Source organism: Bradyrhizobium sp. NBAIM18 (assembly GCF_020193825.1).
GTDB lineage: Bacteria > Pseudomonadota > Alphaproteobacteria > Rhizobiales > Xanthobacteraceae > Bradyrhizobium > Bradyrhizobium yuanmingense.
This window is the reverse complement of record NZ_JADYVO010000002.1, coordinates 265047-278457: the sequence shown is the minus strand read 5'-3', so window position 1 is coordinate 278457 and position 13411 is coordinate 265047. Positions and strand designations below refer to the sequence as shown.

General features: G+C 65.2%; 14 protein-coding genes. 8 read left to right on the top strand and 6 right to left on the bottom strand.

The features are described from left to right. Nucleotide 1 precedes the first annotated feature (1 nt). Together I6F17_RS05350 and I6F17_RS05345 are read left to right on the top strand one after the other, a co-directional pair. Nucleotides 2-454, top strand: a complete 453-nt coding sequence (locus tag I6F17_RS05350; RefSeq protein WP_036000609.1) for a DNA polymerase III subunit chi — start codon at nucleotides 2-4, stop codon at nucleotides 452-454. Between the two features lie 158 nt (nucleotides 455-612). Beyond that, entirely contained in the window at nucleotides 613-1095 is a 483-nt protein-coding gene (locus I6F17_RS05345; RefSeq protein ID WP_081493642.1) for a hypothetical protein, read from the top strand. Here the strand turns inward: I6F17_RS05345 and I6F17_RS05340 are convergent. Then, on the bottom strand, nucleotides 1007-1549 hold the full coding sequence (locus I6F17_RS05340; RefSeq protein ID WP_225124164.1) for a hypothetical protein: 543 nt from the start codon (nucleotides 1547-1549) through the stop codon (nucleotides 1007-1009). The two genes, I6F17_RS05345 and I6F17_RS05340, sit on opposite strands and share 89 nt — an antisense overlap. Before the next feature lie 22 nt (nucleotides 1550-1571). Beyond that, nucleotides 1572-1940, bottom strand: a complete 369-nt coding sequence (locus I6F17_RS05335; RefSeq protein ID WP_225124163.1) for an antibiotic biosynthesis monooxygenase family protein — start codon at nucleotides 1938-1940, stop codon at nucleotides 1572-1574. A gap of 97 nt (nucleotides 1941-2037) precedes the next feature. On the opposite strand from I6F17_RS05335, the gene I6F17_RS05330 reads away from it, so the two are divergent. Continuing rightward, the gene (locus I6F17_RS05330) at nucleotides 2038-2508 is read left to right on the top strand and encodes a MarR family winged helix-turn-helix transcriptional regulator (RefSeq protein WP_036000600.1); all 471 of its coding nucleotides are present in this window, start codon (nucleotides 2038-2040) and stop codon (nucleotides 2506-2508) included. Between the two features lie 162 nt (nucleotides 2509-2670). Beyond that, complete coding sequence (locus tag I6F17_RS05325; protein ID WP_225124162.1) at nucleotides 2671-3636, top strand: tripartite tricarboxylate transporter substrate-binding protein; 966 nt, start codon at nucleotides 2671-2673, stop codon at nucleotides 3634-3636. 134 nt (nucleotides 3637-3770) lie between these two features. Here I6F17_RS05325 and I6F17_RS05320 read toward each other — a convergent pair whose 3' ends face one another. The 3 genes from I6F17_RS05320 to I6F17_RS05310 form a co-directional block, all read right to left on the bottom strand. After that, nucleotides 3771-5630: an ABC-F family ATP-binding cassette domain-containing protein gene (locus I6F17_RS05320; protein ID WP_225124161.1), complete on the bottom strand. Its 1860-nt coding sequence runs from the start codon at nucleotides 5628-5630 to the stop codon at nucleotides 3771-3773. A 46-nt stretch (nucleotides 5631-5676) separates the two neighbouring features. Further along, the gene (locus I6F17_RS05315) at nucleotides 5677-5850 is read right to left on the bottom strand and encodes a hypothetical protein (RefSeq protein WP_167361656.1); all 174 of its coding nucleotides are present in this window, start codon (nucleotides 5848-5850) and stop codon (nucleotides 5677-5679) included. Between the two features lie 213 nt (nucleotides 5851-6063). After that, nucleotides 6064-6345, bottom strand: a complete 282-nt coding sequence (locus I6F17_RS05310) for a sulfur globule protein precursor (RefSeq protein WP_074447892.1) — start codon at nucleotides 6343-6345, stop codon at nucleotides 6064-6066. Between the two features lie 305 nt (nucleotides 6346-6650). Between I6F17_RS05310 and ndk the strand changes: the two genes are divergently transcribed. From ndk to I6F17_RS05290, 4 genes are all read left to right on the top strand, one after another. Further along, nucleotides 6651-7073 carry a nucleoside-diphosphate kinase gene (ndk, locus tag I6F17_RS05305; RefSeq protein ID WP_036000620.1) on the top strand — a complete coding sequence of 141 codons (423 nt, stop codon included), beginning with the start codon at nucleotides 6651-6653 and terminating at the stop codon, nucleotides 7071-7073. Between the two features lie 41 nt (nucleotides 7074-7114). Next, complete coding sequence (locus I6F17_RS05300) at nucleotides 7115-7975, top strand: TerC family protein (RefSeq protein ID WP_225128426.1); 861 nt, start codon at nucleotides 7115-7117, stop codon at nucleotides 7973-7975. A 743-nt stretch (nucleotides 7976-8718) separates the two neighbouring features. Further along, a complete protein-coding gene (locus tag I6F17_RS05295; protein ID WP_225128632.1) occupies nucleotides 8719-10650 on the top strand; it encodes a TonB-dependent siderophore receptor in 1932 nt (643 codons plus the stop codon). Between the two features lie 117 nt (nucleotides 10651-10767). Then, nucleotides 10768-11892, top strand: a complete 1125-nt coding sequence (locus I6F17_RS05290; RefSeq protein WP_225128429.1) for a PepSY-associated TM helix domain-containing protein — start codon at nucleotides 10768-10770, stop codon at nucleotides 11890-11892. Nucleotides 11893-11896: 4 nt separating this feature from the next. Here the strand turns inward: I6F17_RS05290 and ppx are convergent, their stop codons facing one another. Next, on the bottom strand, nucleotides 11897-13399 hold the full coding sequence (gene ppx, locus I6F17_RS05285) for an exopolyphosphatase (protein WP_057028979.1): 1503 nt from the start codon (nucleotides 13397-13399) through the stop codon (nucleotides 11897-11899). Nucleotides 13400-13411: the final 12 nt, after the last annotated feature.

Below are 13411 nucleotides of genomic sequence, written 5' to 3'. Positions count from 1 at the left end.
CATGACTGAAGTGCTGTTTTACCATCTGCAAAACATGACGGTGGAGAATGTGTTGCCGCCGCTTCTCGAGAAATCGCTCGAGCGCGGCTGGCGCGTCGTGGTGCAGTCGACCTCGGAGGAGCGCGCCGATGCGCTCGACTCGCATTTGTGGACCTATCGCGACGATTCATTCCTGCCGCACGCGACATGGCGGGTGAACGATGTTGCCGACCAGCCGATCGTGCTGGCGATCGAGGGCGGCAACCCGAATGGGGCCAATGTCCGCTTCCTGGTCGACAACGCCGCGCTGCCCGAGGACGCGCAGGGCTATGAGCGCATGGTGCTGCTGTTCAATGGCGACGATCCCGACGCGCTTGCGCTCGCCCGCACGGCCTGGACGGATTGCAAGGCGCGGGGATTTGATGTCACCTATTGGCAGGCCGACGACCGCGGCCGGTGGCAGAAGCGCAATTAGCCGCAATTAATGATAATTTGCAGTTTTCGGGCGATGCTGGCTTCGGCCACCTTCATGCCGCAAAGGGATGTTGGGACAATCGCTTAGGGCTGGTCCTTCACGTGGGGAATTCGTTTATCGTGCGACATCAAAAGCTTCCCAGCTCGCTCTTGATTGCGTTGGCTGCCGTAGCACCGCTGGTCGCGGGCTGCGCGGGCGGGGCCGATTTGCTGTCGAAGGATGCCGAATGGTTCCAGAAGCCCGGCCGTCTCTTCATCAAGAACATCTCGATCGAATCGCCACCGCTGACCCCCGACAAGCCGGTGCGGGCTGAGGATCTCGTCAGCGCCGACGGCGCCTGTCCCGGCATGGCGCCGCCGCCCGGACCGGCCGATGCCAATGCCTCGACGACGCCCGCGCCGATCGGCGGCACGGTCGCGCTCGGCCACACCGAATGCGACGTGGTGCGCGGCATCGGGGCACCCTCGAGCGTCAACCTCTCCAACGATGCCATCGGCCGCCGCGTCGCCGTCGTCACCTGGACCACCGGCCCGCGCGCCGGCATCTACACGTTCACGGCTGGACGTCTGTCCTCGATCGAAGGTAACCCGGACCCGCAGCCGGTGCCGAGGGCGGCCAAGCCAAAGAAGAAGCAGGCGTAGGCGGATCGCCTGCGCCTTGGTGAAACGGAACAGCCTTCATCTTGAAGCCGTCACGCATATTGAGACCGAGCAGAACGATGTTCGTTGCTCCGGCGGCCAGTTCGAGAGCCTGCACGGCGTAGAACGCGGTGTCGAACTCCGCGGCCTTCGCCTTGAAGGCAAGAAACAACGCGGCGGGAATCAGAATCAGGATGCCGTTGCCGGCAATGAACGGCATGCGTCTGATCTTCGCACCGATCAGGCCGGCGCGCCGCTGCTTTGCCAGGACGAATCCCGAGCCTCCCGTCGCCGCAAGCATCGGAATGAGCAGCAGGAAGCCCCACGGTATGGCGGTCTTCACCATGGCTATGGTCTCGTGTGACGCAAACAGCTCGGTGAGAGCCGTGGAAAGCCAGAAAGTCGCAATGGTGATCAGTGCGACCGCTCCCGCGACTGGGTGGATGATCTTGGTCATGGTCTGCCGTTTTCGAAGCGAGCTACGCGACGCAGATGCCGGGCACCGCGACTTTCTGGAACAGGTGCGGGGAGGCGACCGCGGATGCAGGGTAAGCCGAGATCTTCGACCTGAACTCGGGGTGCGTGAACGCAGCCCGGAAGTCGGCATTCGTCTGCCAAACCGCGTAGTTCAGATACGTGGGGCTTTCGCCGATCGCCCGATGAAGTTGGGTGGAGATGAAGCCGGGCTGCCGCTTCATGAAGGCGGCATCGTCCTGCCAGACCTGGAGAAAGCTTTGTTCGTCGGCCTTGTCGAGCGTGAACAGATTCACCAGCACCAAAGGGCCGGTGTCGATGCCGAGCTGACGCTCGATGGGAAAGTCAGGGTCCAGTGGGCGCAAGTGTGCCATGACGAACTCCGTCGAGATGGTTTTATGATGTCAATATGGTAATATACGCAATCTAGTAATTTGACATCATGATGTCAATAACTGTCTATGGTGACGGATGCGGAAATCCCAACGGACGCCGGCCGGCGATGCCCTGACGAACCTCATGCTTGACTTGTTCCGGCTGAACAGCCTGCTCCTGACCGCAGGGGACCGTTTGGTGGCCCCGCTCGGGCTCACCAGCGCCCGCTGGCAGATTCTCGGCGCCATCGTGCAGGCCGAGCGACCGCAGCCGGTAGCCTGGCTCGCCCGCGATCTCGGCGGCAATCGCCAGAACGTGCAGCGGATCGTCAACGACCTCCATGCGGAAGGCCTCGTTGCCTTCGAGGCCAATCCGCATCACCGCCGCGCACAGCTCGTCGTCCTCACCGACAAGGGGCGGCGCGCTTTCGACGCCGCCATGGCTTTGCAGATGCCGTGGGTCAACAGCCTTTCCGAAGGGCTTGCGGTCAAGGATCTGCAAACGGTTCATCGCATCGTCGCGGCACTCCGTAACAAGCTCGAGAGCGATGCCGAGCAGCAGACGTAGCCCTTGGGCGAACGGCAAGGTCGCGCGGGCACACCGGATGCAGTGTGGTCGGCATCGGTGCACCTTCGGCCGCTGCAATGTTCCTGACGACGTTGCTTTCGTGATGGCCGCGCGCCCCGGAATGCGCTTTGATGGCGCAAACAAACAATCCGGAGGAAACTAATGCGGTTCATAGCCCTCGTATCGGCTCTGCTCGTGTCGTCTGGCGCGGCGTTCGCCCAGGACTATCCGACCCGGCCCATCACCATGCTGGTTCCATTCGCCGCGGGCGGGCCGACCGACACCATCGCGCGCCTGACCGCGGCCGGCATGGCCAAATCCCTGGGACAGCAGGTCATCGTCGAGAACGCGACCGGTGCCGGCGGCACCATCGGCACGACCCGCGCTGCGCGCGCCCAACCGGACGGCTACACGCTGCTGATCCATCACGTCGGCATCTCCACAGCGGCGACGCTCTACCGCAACCTCAGCTACGACACCAAGACGGCCTTTGCGCCGATCGGGCTCGTGACCAACGCGCCGATGACCATCATTGCGCGGCCCGATTTCCCGGCCAACACGCTCAAGGAGCTCGTCGCCTACGCCCAGCAGCAGGGCGACAAGCTGACCTACGCCAACGCCGGCCTGGGTGCGGCCTCGCATCTGTGCGGCATGCTGTTCATGACGGCGATCCAGAAGCAGCTCACCACGGTGCCCTACAAGGGCAACGGCCCGATCATGAACGACCTGCTCGGCAAGCAGATCGACCTCACCTGCGACCAGGCGACGAACACGACCGGGCCGATCACGGCCAAGCAGGTCAAGGCCTACGCGATCACCACCAGGGAGCGGCTGAAGAGCCTGCCCGATCTGCCGACCGCCGACGAGGCTGGCCTCAAGGGCTTCGAGCTCGGTGTCTGGCACGGCATCTATGCCCCCAAGGGCACGCCGCCGGCGGTCGTTCAGAAGCTGACCGCGGCGCTGCAGACCGCGCTCAAAGATCCCGCGCTGATCGCCCGATTCAACGACATCAACACCGAGCCGGTCCCGCAGGACAAGGCGACGCCGGAGGCGTTAGGCGCGACGCTGACGAGCGAGATCGACCGCTGGGCGCCGATCATCAAGGCGGCCGGGCAATACGCGGATTGAGCTGGGGCGTCCCGCTGGGCTTGCCGGCCGAGCGGGCAAAAAGCAACTGCTTCAAAGGCTAGTTCGCCGGTGCCATCATGCCGGTACTGTGCATGGGGTTGTTTTGCACGTTTGGTTGGAGTGCGGTGGAGACGTTAGCCCGCCGCCTCGTCGAACTGCGCGCTCGCCTCGAGCCATTGCTCCTCGGCGCGCGCCAGCGCGTCGGCGGCATTGGCGCGCGCCTTCGACAGCTGCGCCGCCTGCTTGGGATCGCGCGTGAAAATGTCGGGCAAGGCGAGCGCCGTGTCGATCTTGGCGATGATCTCGCTGACGCGGGCGATCTCGGCCTCGGCTTCGGCAATGCGCTTCTTCAAGCCTCCGCGATTGTCCGCTCTCGGGCGCTGCGGCTTCTCAGGCAGCGCACTGCGCTCGCGCGGGGCCTCGGCGTTGCGCGTGGACAGCACCAGGCGGCGATATTCGTCGAGGTCGCCGTCGTAATTGGTGACGGTGCGGTCGGCGACGATCCAGAGCCGATCAGCGCAGGCCTCGATGAGGTAGCGGTCGTGCGAGACCATGATCACCGCGCCGGGAAACTCATTGATCGCCTCCGCAAGCGCGCCGCGGCTGTCGATGTCGAGATGGTTGGTCGGCTCGTCCAGGATGATCATGTTGGGGCCGAAGAAGGTCGCAAGGCCCAGGAGAAGGCGCGCCTTCTCGCCGCCTGACAATTTGCCGGCCTTGGTATCGGCCGCCTTGCCGGAGAAGCCGATCGCGCCGGCGCGGGCGCGCACCTTGGCTTCGGGCGCATCGCCCATCAGCTTGCGGACGTGGTCGTAGGCGGAGGCGTCCTCGTTGAGCTCGTCGAGCTGGTGCTGCGCGAAATAGGCGATCGACAGCTTGTCCGCGCGCGTCACCTTGCCCGAGAACGGCGCGAGCCGTCCGGCGAGCAGTTTTACAAGCGTCGACTTGCCGTTGCCGTTGGCGCCCAGCAGCGCGATGCGGTCGTCGTTGTCGATGCGCAAGGTGACGCGGCCCAGCACCGGGCTCGCCGGGTCGTAGCCGACCGAGGCGTTGTCGACGGCGATGATCGGTGGCGACAAGATCTTCTCCGGTGCCGGGAAGCTGATCTCGCGCACGTCCTCGGTGACCAGCGCCGTGATCGGCTTCAGCCGCTCCAGCATCTTGACGCGCGACTGTGCCTGCCGGGCTTTCGATGCCTTGGCCTTGAAGCGATCGACGAAGGACTGCAGGCGGGCGCGTTCGGCCTCCTGGCGCTTGACCGCCTTGGCGTCGAGCAGCTCGCGCGCGGCGCGCTGCTCCTCGAACGAGGAGTAGCTGCCCTTGTAGAGCGTGAGCTTGCCGCGCTCCAGGTGCAGGATCTGGTCGACCGAGCTTTCCAGGAGGTCGCGGTCGTGGCTGATCACGATCACCGTGCGCGGATAATGCGCAAGGTGATCCTCCAGCCACAGTGTGCCTTCGAGGTCGAGATAATTGGTGGGCTCGTCGAGTAGCAGAAGGTCGGGCGCCGCGAACAGCGTTGCGGCGAGCGCGACGCGCATGCGCCAGCCGCCGGAGAACTCGGCGCAGGGGCGGAGCTGATCGGCGGCGGAGAAGCCGAGGCCGGAGAGGATCGCGGCCGCGCGGCTCGGCGCCGAGTGCGCGTCGATGTCGACGAGCCGGGTCTGGATCTCGGCGATGCGGTGCGGATCGGTCGCGTGCTCGGCCTCGGTCAGCAGCGCGTCGCGTTCGAGGTCGGCCTTGAGCACGACCGAGATCAGGCTTTCGGGACCGTTCGGCGCTTCCTGCGCCAGGCTGCCGATGCGCCAGCGCGGCGGCAGGGTCACCGAGCCGTGCTCGGCCGCAAGCTCGCCGCGGATCACCTTGAACAGCGTCGACTTGCCAGTGCCGTTGCGTCCGACCAGGCCGACGCGCGATCCGGGCGTGATCTGCACGGAACTCTGGTCGATCAAAAGGCGTCCGGCGAGGCGGATGGAGAGGTCGGTGATGGCGAGCATGCGGCCTTGTCACCGCAAGGCGCGGCGAACGCAACTCGTTTTTCCGTTAGTGCGTCTCGCGCTCGCGCCGCTGCAGCTCGTTCAGGAGCTGCTCGAGATGGGTCGGAAGGCGCGGCTCGGGCCGGAGGCTCTGCTGCAGCCGTTCGCCCACGGCATCGCAAATCGAGCGGCTGGTGCGCCGGTCGATCTGTTCGCTGTCATTGGCAAAAAGCCCAGCCATCGCAAGGTTCCGTGTTCTCGAAGTAAAGACACGGTACCAAGTCATTGCCGGCCAAATGGTTTCGCTGGATGTCGGGAAAGCCGGGCATTCTCGTAAAAATTGTATGAGCGGCGCTTTGTACGCTCAAGGCAAAGCCCCGGCGAGGGGGGCGCCGGGGCTTCTCTTGGAAGGTACCTGGGGGGCTTAGGTAGCCTTCCGAAGGTGCTGACGGATTCAGTAGCAGCGGTTGATCAGCCGCCAGCGGGGTCCCCAGGGGGTCGGGACCAGCCGGCGCACATAGCAGCCGCCATAACCGTAGGAGACGGGACCGCCAGCGTAGAAGCGCGGTCCGCCCCAGCCATGGCCGTGGTGATGGCCGTGGTGATGGTGCGCGTGCCCGTGGTGCCGGCCACCGCCATGCCCGCCGCCTTGCCAATGAGCGGAGGCCGAGGTCGGCGCCAGCGCAGCTCCCAGCGCGACCGCGGCGACAGCGGCAAGCGAAAGTTTCCTCAACATGGTTATCTCCTGAAGACTGCCAGCGCGGGGCTATCGCGCCGATGGAAAGGCCGCCGAAACGGTCTGCCTGAGGTCAGGCTTCGGTTTCGATGGGCCCAACCTTACGCCGGGGAAGCTGAACCGGATCCTGACGGCGGTTTCAGATTGGGTTCATCTGGGTGAAATTGTCGTCATCCAGCGAATCGGGAGCCATCCCCTCGCGGAAACCGCCTATGAGGCTGTTCCGCGGTCGCTTGCCGTCCGGCAAAGGCGCCGATATAAGCCCCGCAACCCCGGACCCCCGCTTTCTCCCCAAGGACAAGATCATGGCCATCGAACGCACTTTCTCGATCATCAAGCCCGACGCGACCGAGCGTAATCTGACCGGCGCAGTCAACGCCGTGATCGAGAAGGCGGGCCTGCGCATCGTCGCGCAGAAGCGCATCCGCATGACCAAGGAGCAGGCCGAGACCTTCTATGCCGTCCACAAGGCGCGCCCCTTCTTCGGCGAGCTCGTCGAATTCATGACCTCCGGCCCGGTCGTGGTTCAGGTCCTGGAAGGCGAGGGCGCGATCGCCAAGTACCGCGAGGTGATGGGCGCGACCGATCCGTCCAAGGCTGCTGAGGGCACCGTGCGCAAGCTCTACGCCAAGTCGATCGGCGAGAACTCGGTGCACGGTTCGGATGCGCCGGAGACCGCCGCGATCGAGATCGCGCAGTTCTTCTCGGGTAACGAGATCGTCGGCTGATCCAGTCGGCAGACTAGAGGCGACGGGCGAAGGGACTCATTGTGGACTGGCTCTGGCAGATCTTCGATCCCGCTACGATCGGGAGCTTCTTTACCCAGTTCCGCAACGAGATGGCCGCACCGACTTTCTGGATCGCGGTCGGCAAGATCATCTGGATCAACATCCTGCTCTCCGGCGACAACGCGCTGGTGATTGCGCTCGCGTGCCGCGGTCTGTCGCCGCGGCATCGGCTCTGGGGCATGATCTTCGGCGCCGGCGCAGCGGTGATGCTCCGGATCATCTTCACCGGCATCGTCGCCACCCTGATGGAGCTGCCGTACCTCAAGCTGGTCGGCGGCCTTGCGCTGATCGTGATCGCGGCAAAGCTCCTGGTGCCGGAGAACGAGGACGAGAACGACGTCGACGCTGCCGCGCATCTGTGGCACGCCATCCAGATCGTCGTGGTGGCCGACATCGTCATGAGTCTCGATAACGTCATTGCTGTCGCTGCCGCGGCCAATGGCAGCGTGCCGCTGCTGATCCTCGGCCTTACCATCAGCGTGCCGCTGATCGTCGCCGGCGCCGCGCTGATCATGGCACTGCTCACAAAGCTCCCGGTGCTGGTCTGGGCCGGTGCGGCGCTGCTCGGCTGGATCGCGGGCGAGGTGATGGCGACCGATCCCGGGGTCACGCCGCGGCTGCACGCGCTGTTCGAGGGGCCGTTCGGCGCCTCGCTCGACGCCATGCTCGGGGTCTTGCGCATCCCGCCGCAATTCGGCCATGGCGGGGCCGGCGGCGAGTATTTCTGTGCTGTGATCGGAGTCGTCGTCGTGCTGGTGGTCGGCACCATCTGGCGCCGGCGCAGTCTCACCGCGGCCGCCCTCGAATCCTCCGAACGGCACGCCAAGGCCTCCGCGGAGTGACGTTGAAGCGCTGATCGGTGCGGCCGCCCCTCCAGCGATGAGAGGCGTCCACATCACTGGGGCGCTTCCCGCGTTGGCTGGACGCGAGCGATCACCGGCCACGGGTTCGGCCGAATCCTCCCATCATTGCATTCGTATGACCGGCGCGCATCTTCGCGAGAGCTCGCGTCGCGCGCGCGTGCGCGCGGGCGTTGCGTGGAGAGTGGTCGTTCGCAACCCTCACGCGATTTAGACCTTGTCTTATTATAAACTACTAAGATTCAAGGGTGCTTTCGTTGACTCGACGAGGGTTCCCACGGCACCTCGCCCCGACGTTCATGTTCATGAAATCGGAAGGTGCGATGTCGTCGAAAGTGTTTTGTCGTCCCGTTGCCGTTCTTGCCGCTCGCATCAAGACGCTGCTGACGTGCGCCAGCCCGAGAGCCTTCACGGTTTCCCTGGTCTCCATTGCCTTGTGCAGCGACGGCGTCCTGCACGCTAGCAGCGCGCAGAGCGCTGCGCCCCAGGCCGCGGGAAGCACGTTGCCGGCGGTGACCGTCACCGCAGACGCTCCGAAGCCGCGCCCGCGTCCACGAGCCAATCCAGTCAGGAGGGCGGGCCGCGGCGCGCCTGCGAACGAGCGGGCCAAATTGCAGGCGGAAGCGACCCCGACGGCTGCGGGGCCCGGTGCACTGCCGCGGACCTACGCAGGCGGGCAGGTGGCACGTGGAGGCCAGGTCGGCTTGCTCGGCAACAAGGATTTCATGGATACGCCGTTCAACATCACGAGCTTCACGGCGAAGAAGATCGAAGATCAACAGGCGGTCACCGTCGCCGATGTCGTCACGAACGATCCCTCAGTCCGCTTGGGGAGCCAACCCGGCGGCATTTTCGATTCTTTCTTCATCCGCGGTTTTCCGATCGGGGAGGGCAATGTCGGAGAAATCGCCTTCAACGGCGTCTATGGCGTTGCACCGAACTACCGCGTGTTCACCGATTACGTCGAACGCATCGAGATCATCAAGGGCCCGACCGCGCTGCTCTACGGCATGGCGCCGAACAGCAGTGTCGGCGGCACCATCAACATCGTGCCGAAGCGTGCCGGGGACATCGATCTCACGCGCGTCACGACCGACTACGCGTCGAACACCCAGCTCGGCACACATCTCGACGTGAGCCGGCGGTTCGGTGAAAATCGCGAATTCGGTATTCGCGTCAATGGCAGCTATCACAACGGCGATACGCCGTTGGACAACCAGACGCGGGAGGCGCATGTCGGCTCTGCAGCCTTCGACTATCGCGGCGAGAAGTTCAGGGTCTCGCTCGATTTCATCGAGCAGGAGGAAAAGTTCGACGCGCCGACGAGACCGTTCCTGGTCGCAACCGGCGTGGCCGTTCCGACCGCGCCGGTCGGACGGCGCAATGTCACCCAGGCCTGGGAATTCGCCAAGGTTCACGACAATTCGCTTCTGGCGCGCGCCGAATACGATGTGACTGACGCCGTGACGGTGTTTGCAGATGTCGGAGGCGGCAGGACCCAGGTCGACCGTCTGTTCGGGACGCCAACGATCCTGAATGCGGCTGGCAACACCACGTCGACACCGGGACGATTCAAGTTCGACATCGACAGGAACGTGGCCGACGTCGGCGTGCGGGCCCGAATCGAGACTGGCGCGATCAGTCATGCCGTGAGCTTGCAGGGGAGCTACTACGGGGATGAGATCTCGCGGGGCTCGGTGAACGGCACGGCGGTGTCGTCCAACATCTATGCGCCGATCGCCCGTCCCCAGCAGTTCGTTGCGGCTCCCGCGACCGTGCCGCGGCTGTCGGACACCGAGCTGACCGGCATTGCGCTTGCCGACACCATGTCGGTTCTCCAGGAGCGGCTTCAGCTGACGGTCGGCGTCAGGCAGCAGGGCGTTAGGTCGAACAACTACAACACCACCACGGGCGCCGTGAGCTCGGCCTACGACCAGACGGCGTTCACACCGATGGTCGGCGTGGTCGTCAAGCCCTGGAGCAACGTTTCGCTCTACGCCAACTATATCGAAGGGCTCAGCAAGGGCGACACCGCGCCGACGACGGCCGCAAATCAGGGCGAGGTCCTTGCGCCGTATTTGAGCAAGCAGAAGGAAGCAGGCGTCAAGGTCGATTTTGGCACGCTCGCGACCACGATCAGCCTGTTCGAGATCACCAAGCCGTCGGGGCAGACGGGTGCCGGCAACGTCTTCCGAGCTGATCAGGAGCAGCGCAATCGCGGCGTGGAATTCACCGTGTTTGGAGAAGTGCAGCCGGGCATTCGCGTTCTTGGCGGCGTGACATTGATCGATGCGGAGCTGACGAAGACGAGCACGCTGGCCAATTTCGGCAAGACGCCGATCGGAGTGCCCGAGGTGCAGGCCAATCTGTCCGCCGAATGGGACACCCCGTTCGCACCAGGGCTGACATTGGTCGCCAACACCATCTATACCGGGCATCAATATCTGAATGGGGCAAACACGCAGGTTGTTCCGGCCTGGACGAGGCTCGATCTGGGCGCGCGCTACACCACGCGCATCAACAACCGGCCAGTGACGGTTCGGGCCCTGGTCCAGAATGTGTTCGACACCAACTACTGGGCTGGCGTCGCGAGCTTCTCTGCGCTAGCGCAAGGCTCGCCCCGAGCCCTGCTCTTGTCGATGTCGACCGACTTCTGAGCTTTGGCCTCCTCGGGCCGGCTGCGGAGCTGGATCAGGCGCAGACGACGGGTGCTCTGAATGGACAAAACAATCAGGGCACCACGTCGAGGCGGCTCGGCGCCCGCCCGATCCAGGATGATGCCCGGACGCGTGCAGCACGCGCTGCTGTGGGCGCACCGTTGGTTCGGATTGATCGGCGGCATCGTCGTGGTGCTGATCGGCCTGACTGGAAGCTTCATCGTCTTCTACCGGGAGATCGATGTCGCCCTGAATCCGGCGCTCTATGCGCCCGCCGGTCCGGAGCAGAGCGTCACGTTAGCGGAGGTGATGCACGCCGCCGCGGCAGCGGATCCCGCGCCGATCGCGACGATCCTGGCGCCAGACCGGACCTGGCCGGTCTGGATCGTGATCCATTCGCACGAGACCACGCCAGGCAGCTACCCGAACCGGTGGACGACCATGGTCGATCCTTCCAACGGCAAGGTGCTCGGGCGGCGTGACTACGCCAACGCGTTCGCGCTCAAGGTTTACCGTCTCCATTTCACGCTGCTGCTCCACGAGTTCTGGGGCAAGGAACTGGTCGGCGTGGCCGGGTTCGTGCTGCTCGGCTTGGCGGTCTCGGGTCTCTTCCTTTGGTGGCCGAAGCCGGGGCGATTTTGGCGATCGATCTCGGTGCGCAAGAACGTCTCGCTGCTTCGATTTGTTCTGGACCTTCACGGTGCGGCAGGCTTTTGGGCGCTGTCAGTGCTCTTGTTGATCTCGATCACCGGCGTCGGCATCGTTTTTCCCGACCTGGTGCGGCCCATCGTCGGCCTCGTGTCGCAGCCGACGCCTGATCGCTCGCCGCGAGACGAAATGCCGCCTCCGGCAGGGACGCCGGTGCTCTCACCTGACGCGATCATGCGATGCGCGCAAGAGGTCAAGCCCGGTGCGACGGTCGCCATGCTCAATCCGCCGACCGCAACGCGCAACACCTGGCGGGTGCAATTCCGTCCTGATGGAGCTGATCCCGCTGTGCGGTCGCGTGGAGCGATCTGGCTCGATCCGTGGAGCGGCGCTGTGGTGCACGACCGCACGCCGGGCACCATGTCGATGGGGGACCGCTATCTGGCCGAGCAGCTCTGGCTCCACAATGGCGCGACGTTCGGATTCGCAGGACGCCTGCTGGTGTTCGCGGCCGGCTTCGCACCGCTAGTCCTCTTCGTCAGCGGCGCGATGATGTGGCTCAAGAGACGGCCCGGGAAGATGAGGCCCGGCTGAGAGGTCAGCGCCTGACGATTGAACCGGCGCGGCCAACCAGGCGGGCGAGCTGACGGAAGCGGCTGCCGACGCGGTCGGCGACGAGGTCGCCGAGCCGGTGCTCGAACACCAGCATCAATTTGCGGCCCTGGCTGCGGAAATGCGTGGCTGGTAGGACGCCGGGACGTGCGGCCGAGATCAGATGCGCGACGCGGAACGCAGCGCCCAGGAGGCGCGCGCGTTCGAGCTGGGCCGGCGTCAGCAGCTCCTGCATGGTGACCGGCGGCTGGTTTTCCTCGCTGAGGCCGGCATAGCGATAGAACACCGACAGGCCGACGAAGGCGCGTTCGGTGTGGGTGATCGCGCCGAAATTGCCGTTGACGACGAGGCTGAGCGTCTGCTCGCCGCGATGATCGGGATGCACGCGCCAGCCGATGTCGGAGAGCAGGCACGCGGTGTGGCGGAGGCGGCGGTCCACTTCCGTCTCGCGCAGCTTGACGACGCGCACCAGGCGGTCGGTCCAGGCAATCAGCTCGCGCGCGTGCCTGGCCGAACGCGACAGCAGCTGGTTCAGCTCCTCCGCCGCGCAGATCAGCCCGTCCTTGTTGCGTTCGGTCTCGGGCAGCTTCTCGTGCAGCAGGCCCTCGCGCACGCCGAAGGTGGAGAACACGATGTTCTTTGGCTTCGCGACGCGGATGATGTGCTCGAGCACCAGCGCCGCATAGGTGAGGAGAGGGCGCCGCGCATCGGCGACGATCTCGATGTCGGCAAGCATGTCGGCGGCGGCGAGGCGCCGCAGGCGGCGCGAGAAGTCGAGCGCCTCGGCAGCCGGAATGGAATAGCCGTGCATCACCTGGAGCGGATAGCCGCTCTGGATGATGTGGATGCGCGCGAGCGCGCGCCAGGTGCCGCCGACGGCATAGAAGGTGCGACCGCGGCCGGCAGTGAGTAACTGGACCCCGTCGATCTCGTCGCGCACGATGCGGTCGGCGCGCTTGAGCGATTTGTGGGCGAGGTCCTGCAGTGCGAGGCCGCCGAGCGGCAGCGTCACGCCGCTGCGTACGGCGTTCCTGCGCACGTCGATCAGCTCGAGCGAGCCGCCGCCGAGGTCGCCGACGATGCCGTCTGGATGGTGGATGCCGGAGATCACGCCGAGCGCGGACAGTCGTGCTTCGCGCGAGCCCGACAGGATCTCGATCTTCACCGCGCAGATCCGCTCGGCCCTGGCGATGAAATCGGGGCCGTTGGAGGCGTCGCGGCATGCGGCGGTCGCGATCGCGAACACGCGTCCGACCTTCATCACCCGGCACAGCGCGCGAAACCGTTTCAGCGAGGTCAGCGCCTTGTCGATGGCGTCGGGCGCGAGCAGGCCCGTGCTCTGCACCTCGCGCCCGAGGCCGCACAGCGTCTTCTCGTTGAAGATCGGGATCAGGCTGCGCGCCAGCGCCTCGTAGACGACGAGGCGGACCGAGTTGGAGCCTATGTCGATAACCGCGACGCTCGAGCCGCGCTTGCGCGGCCGCTTCACGTCGCAAACCCC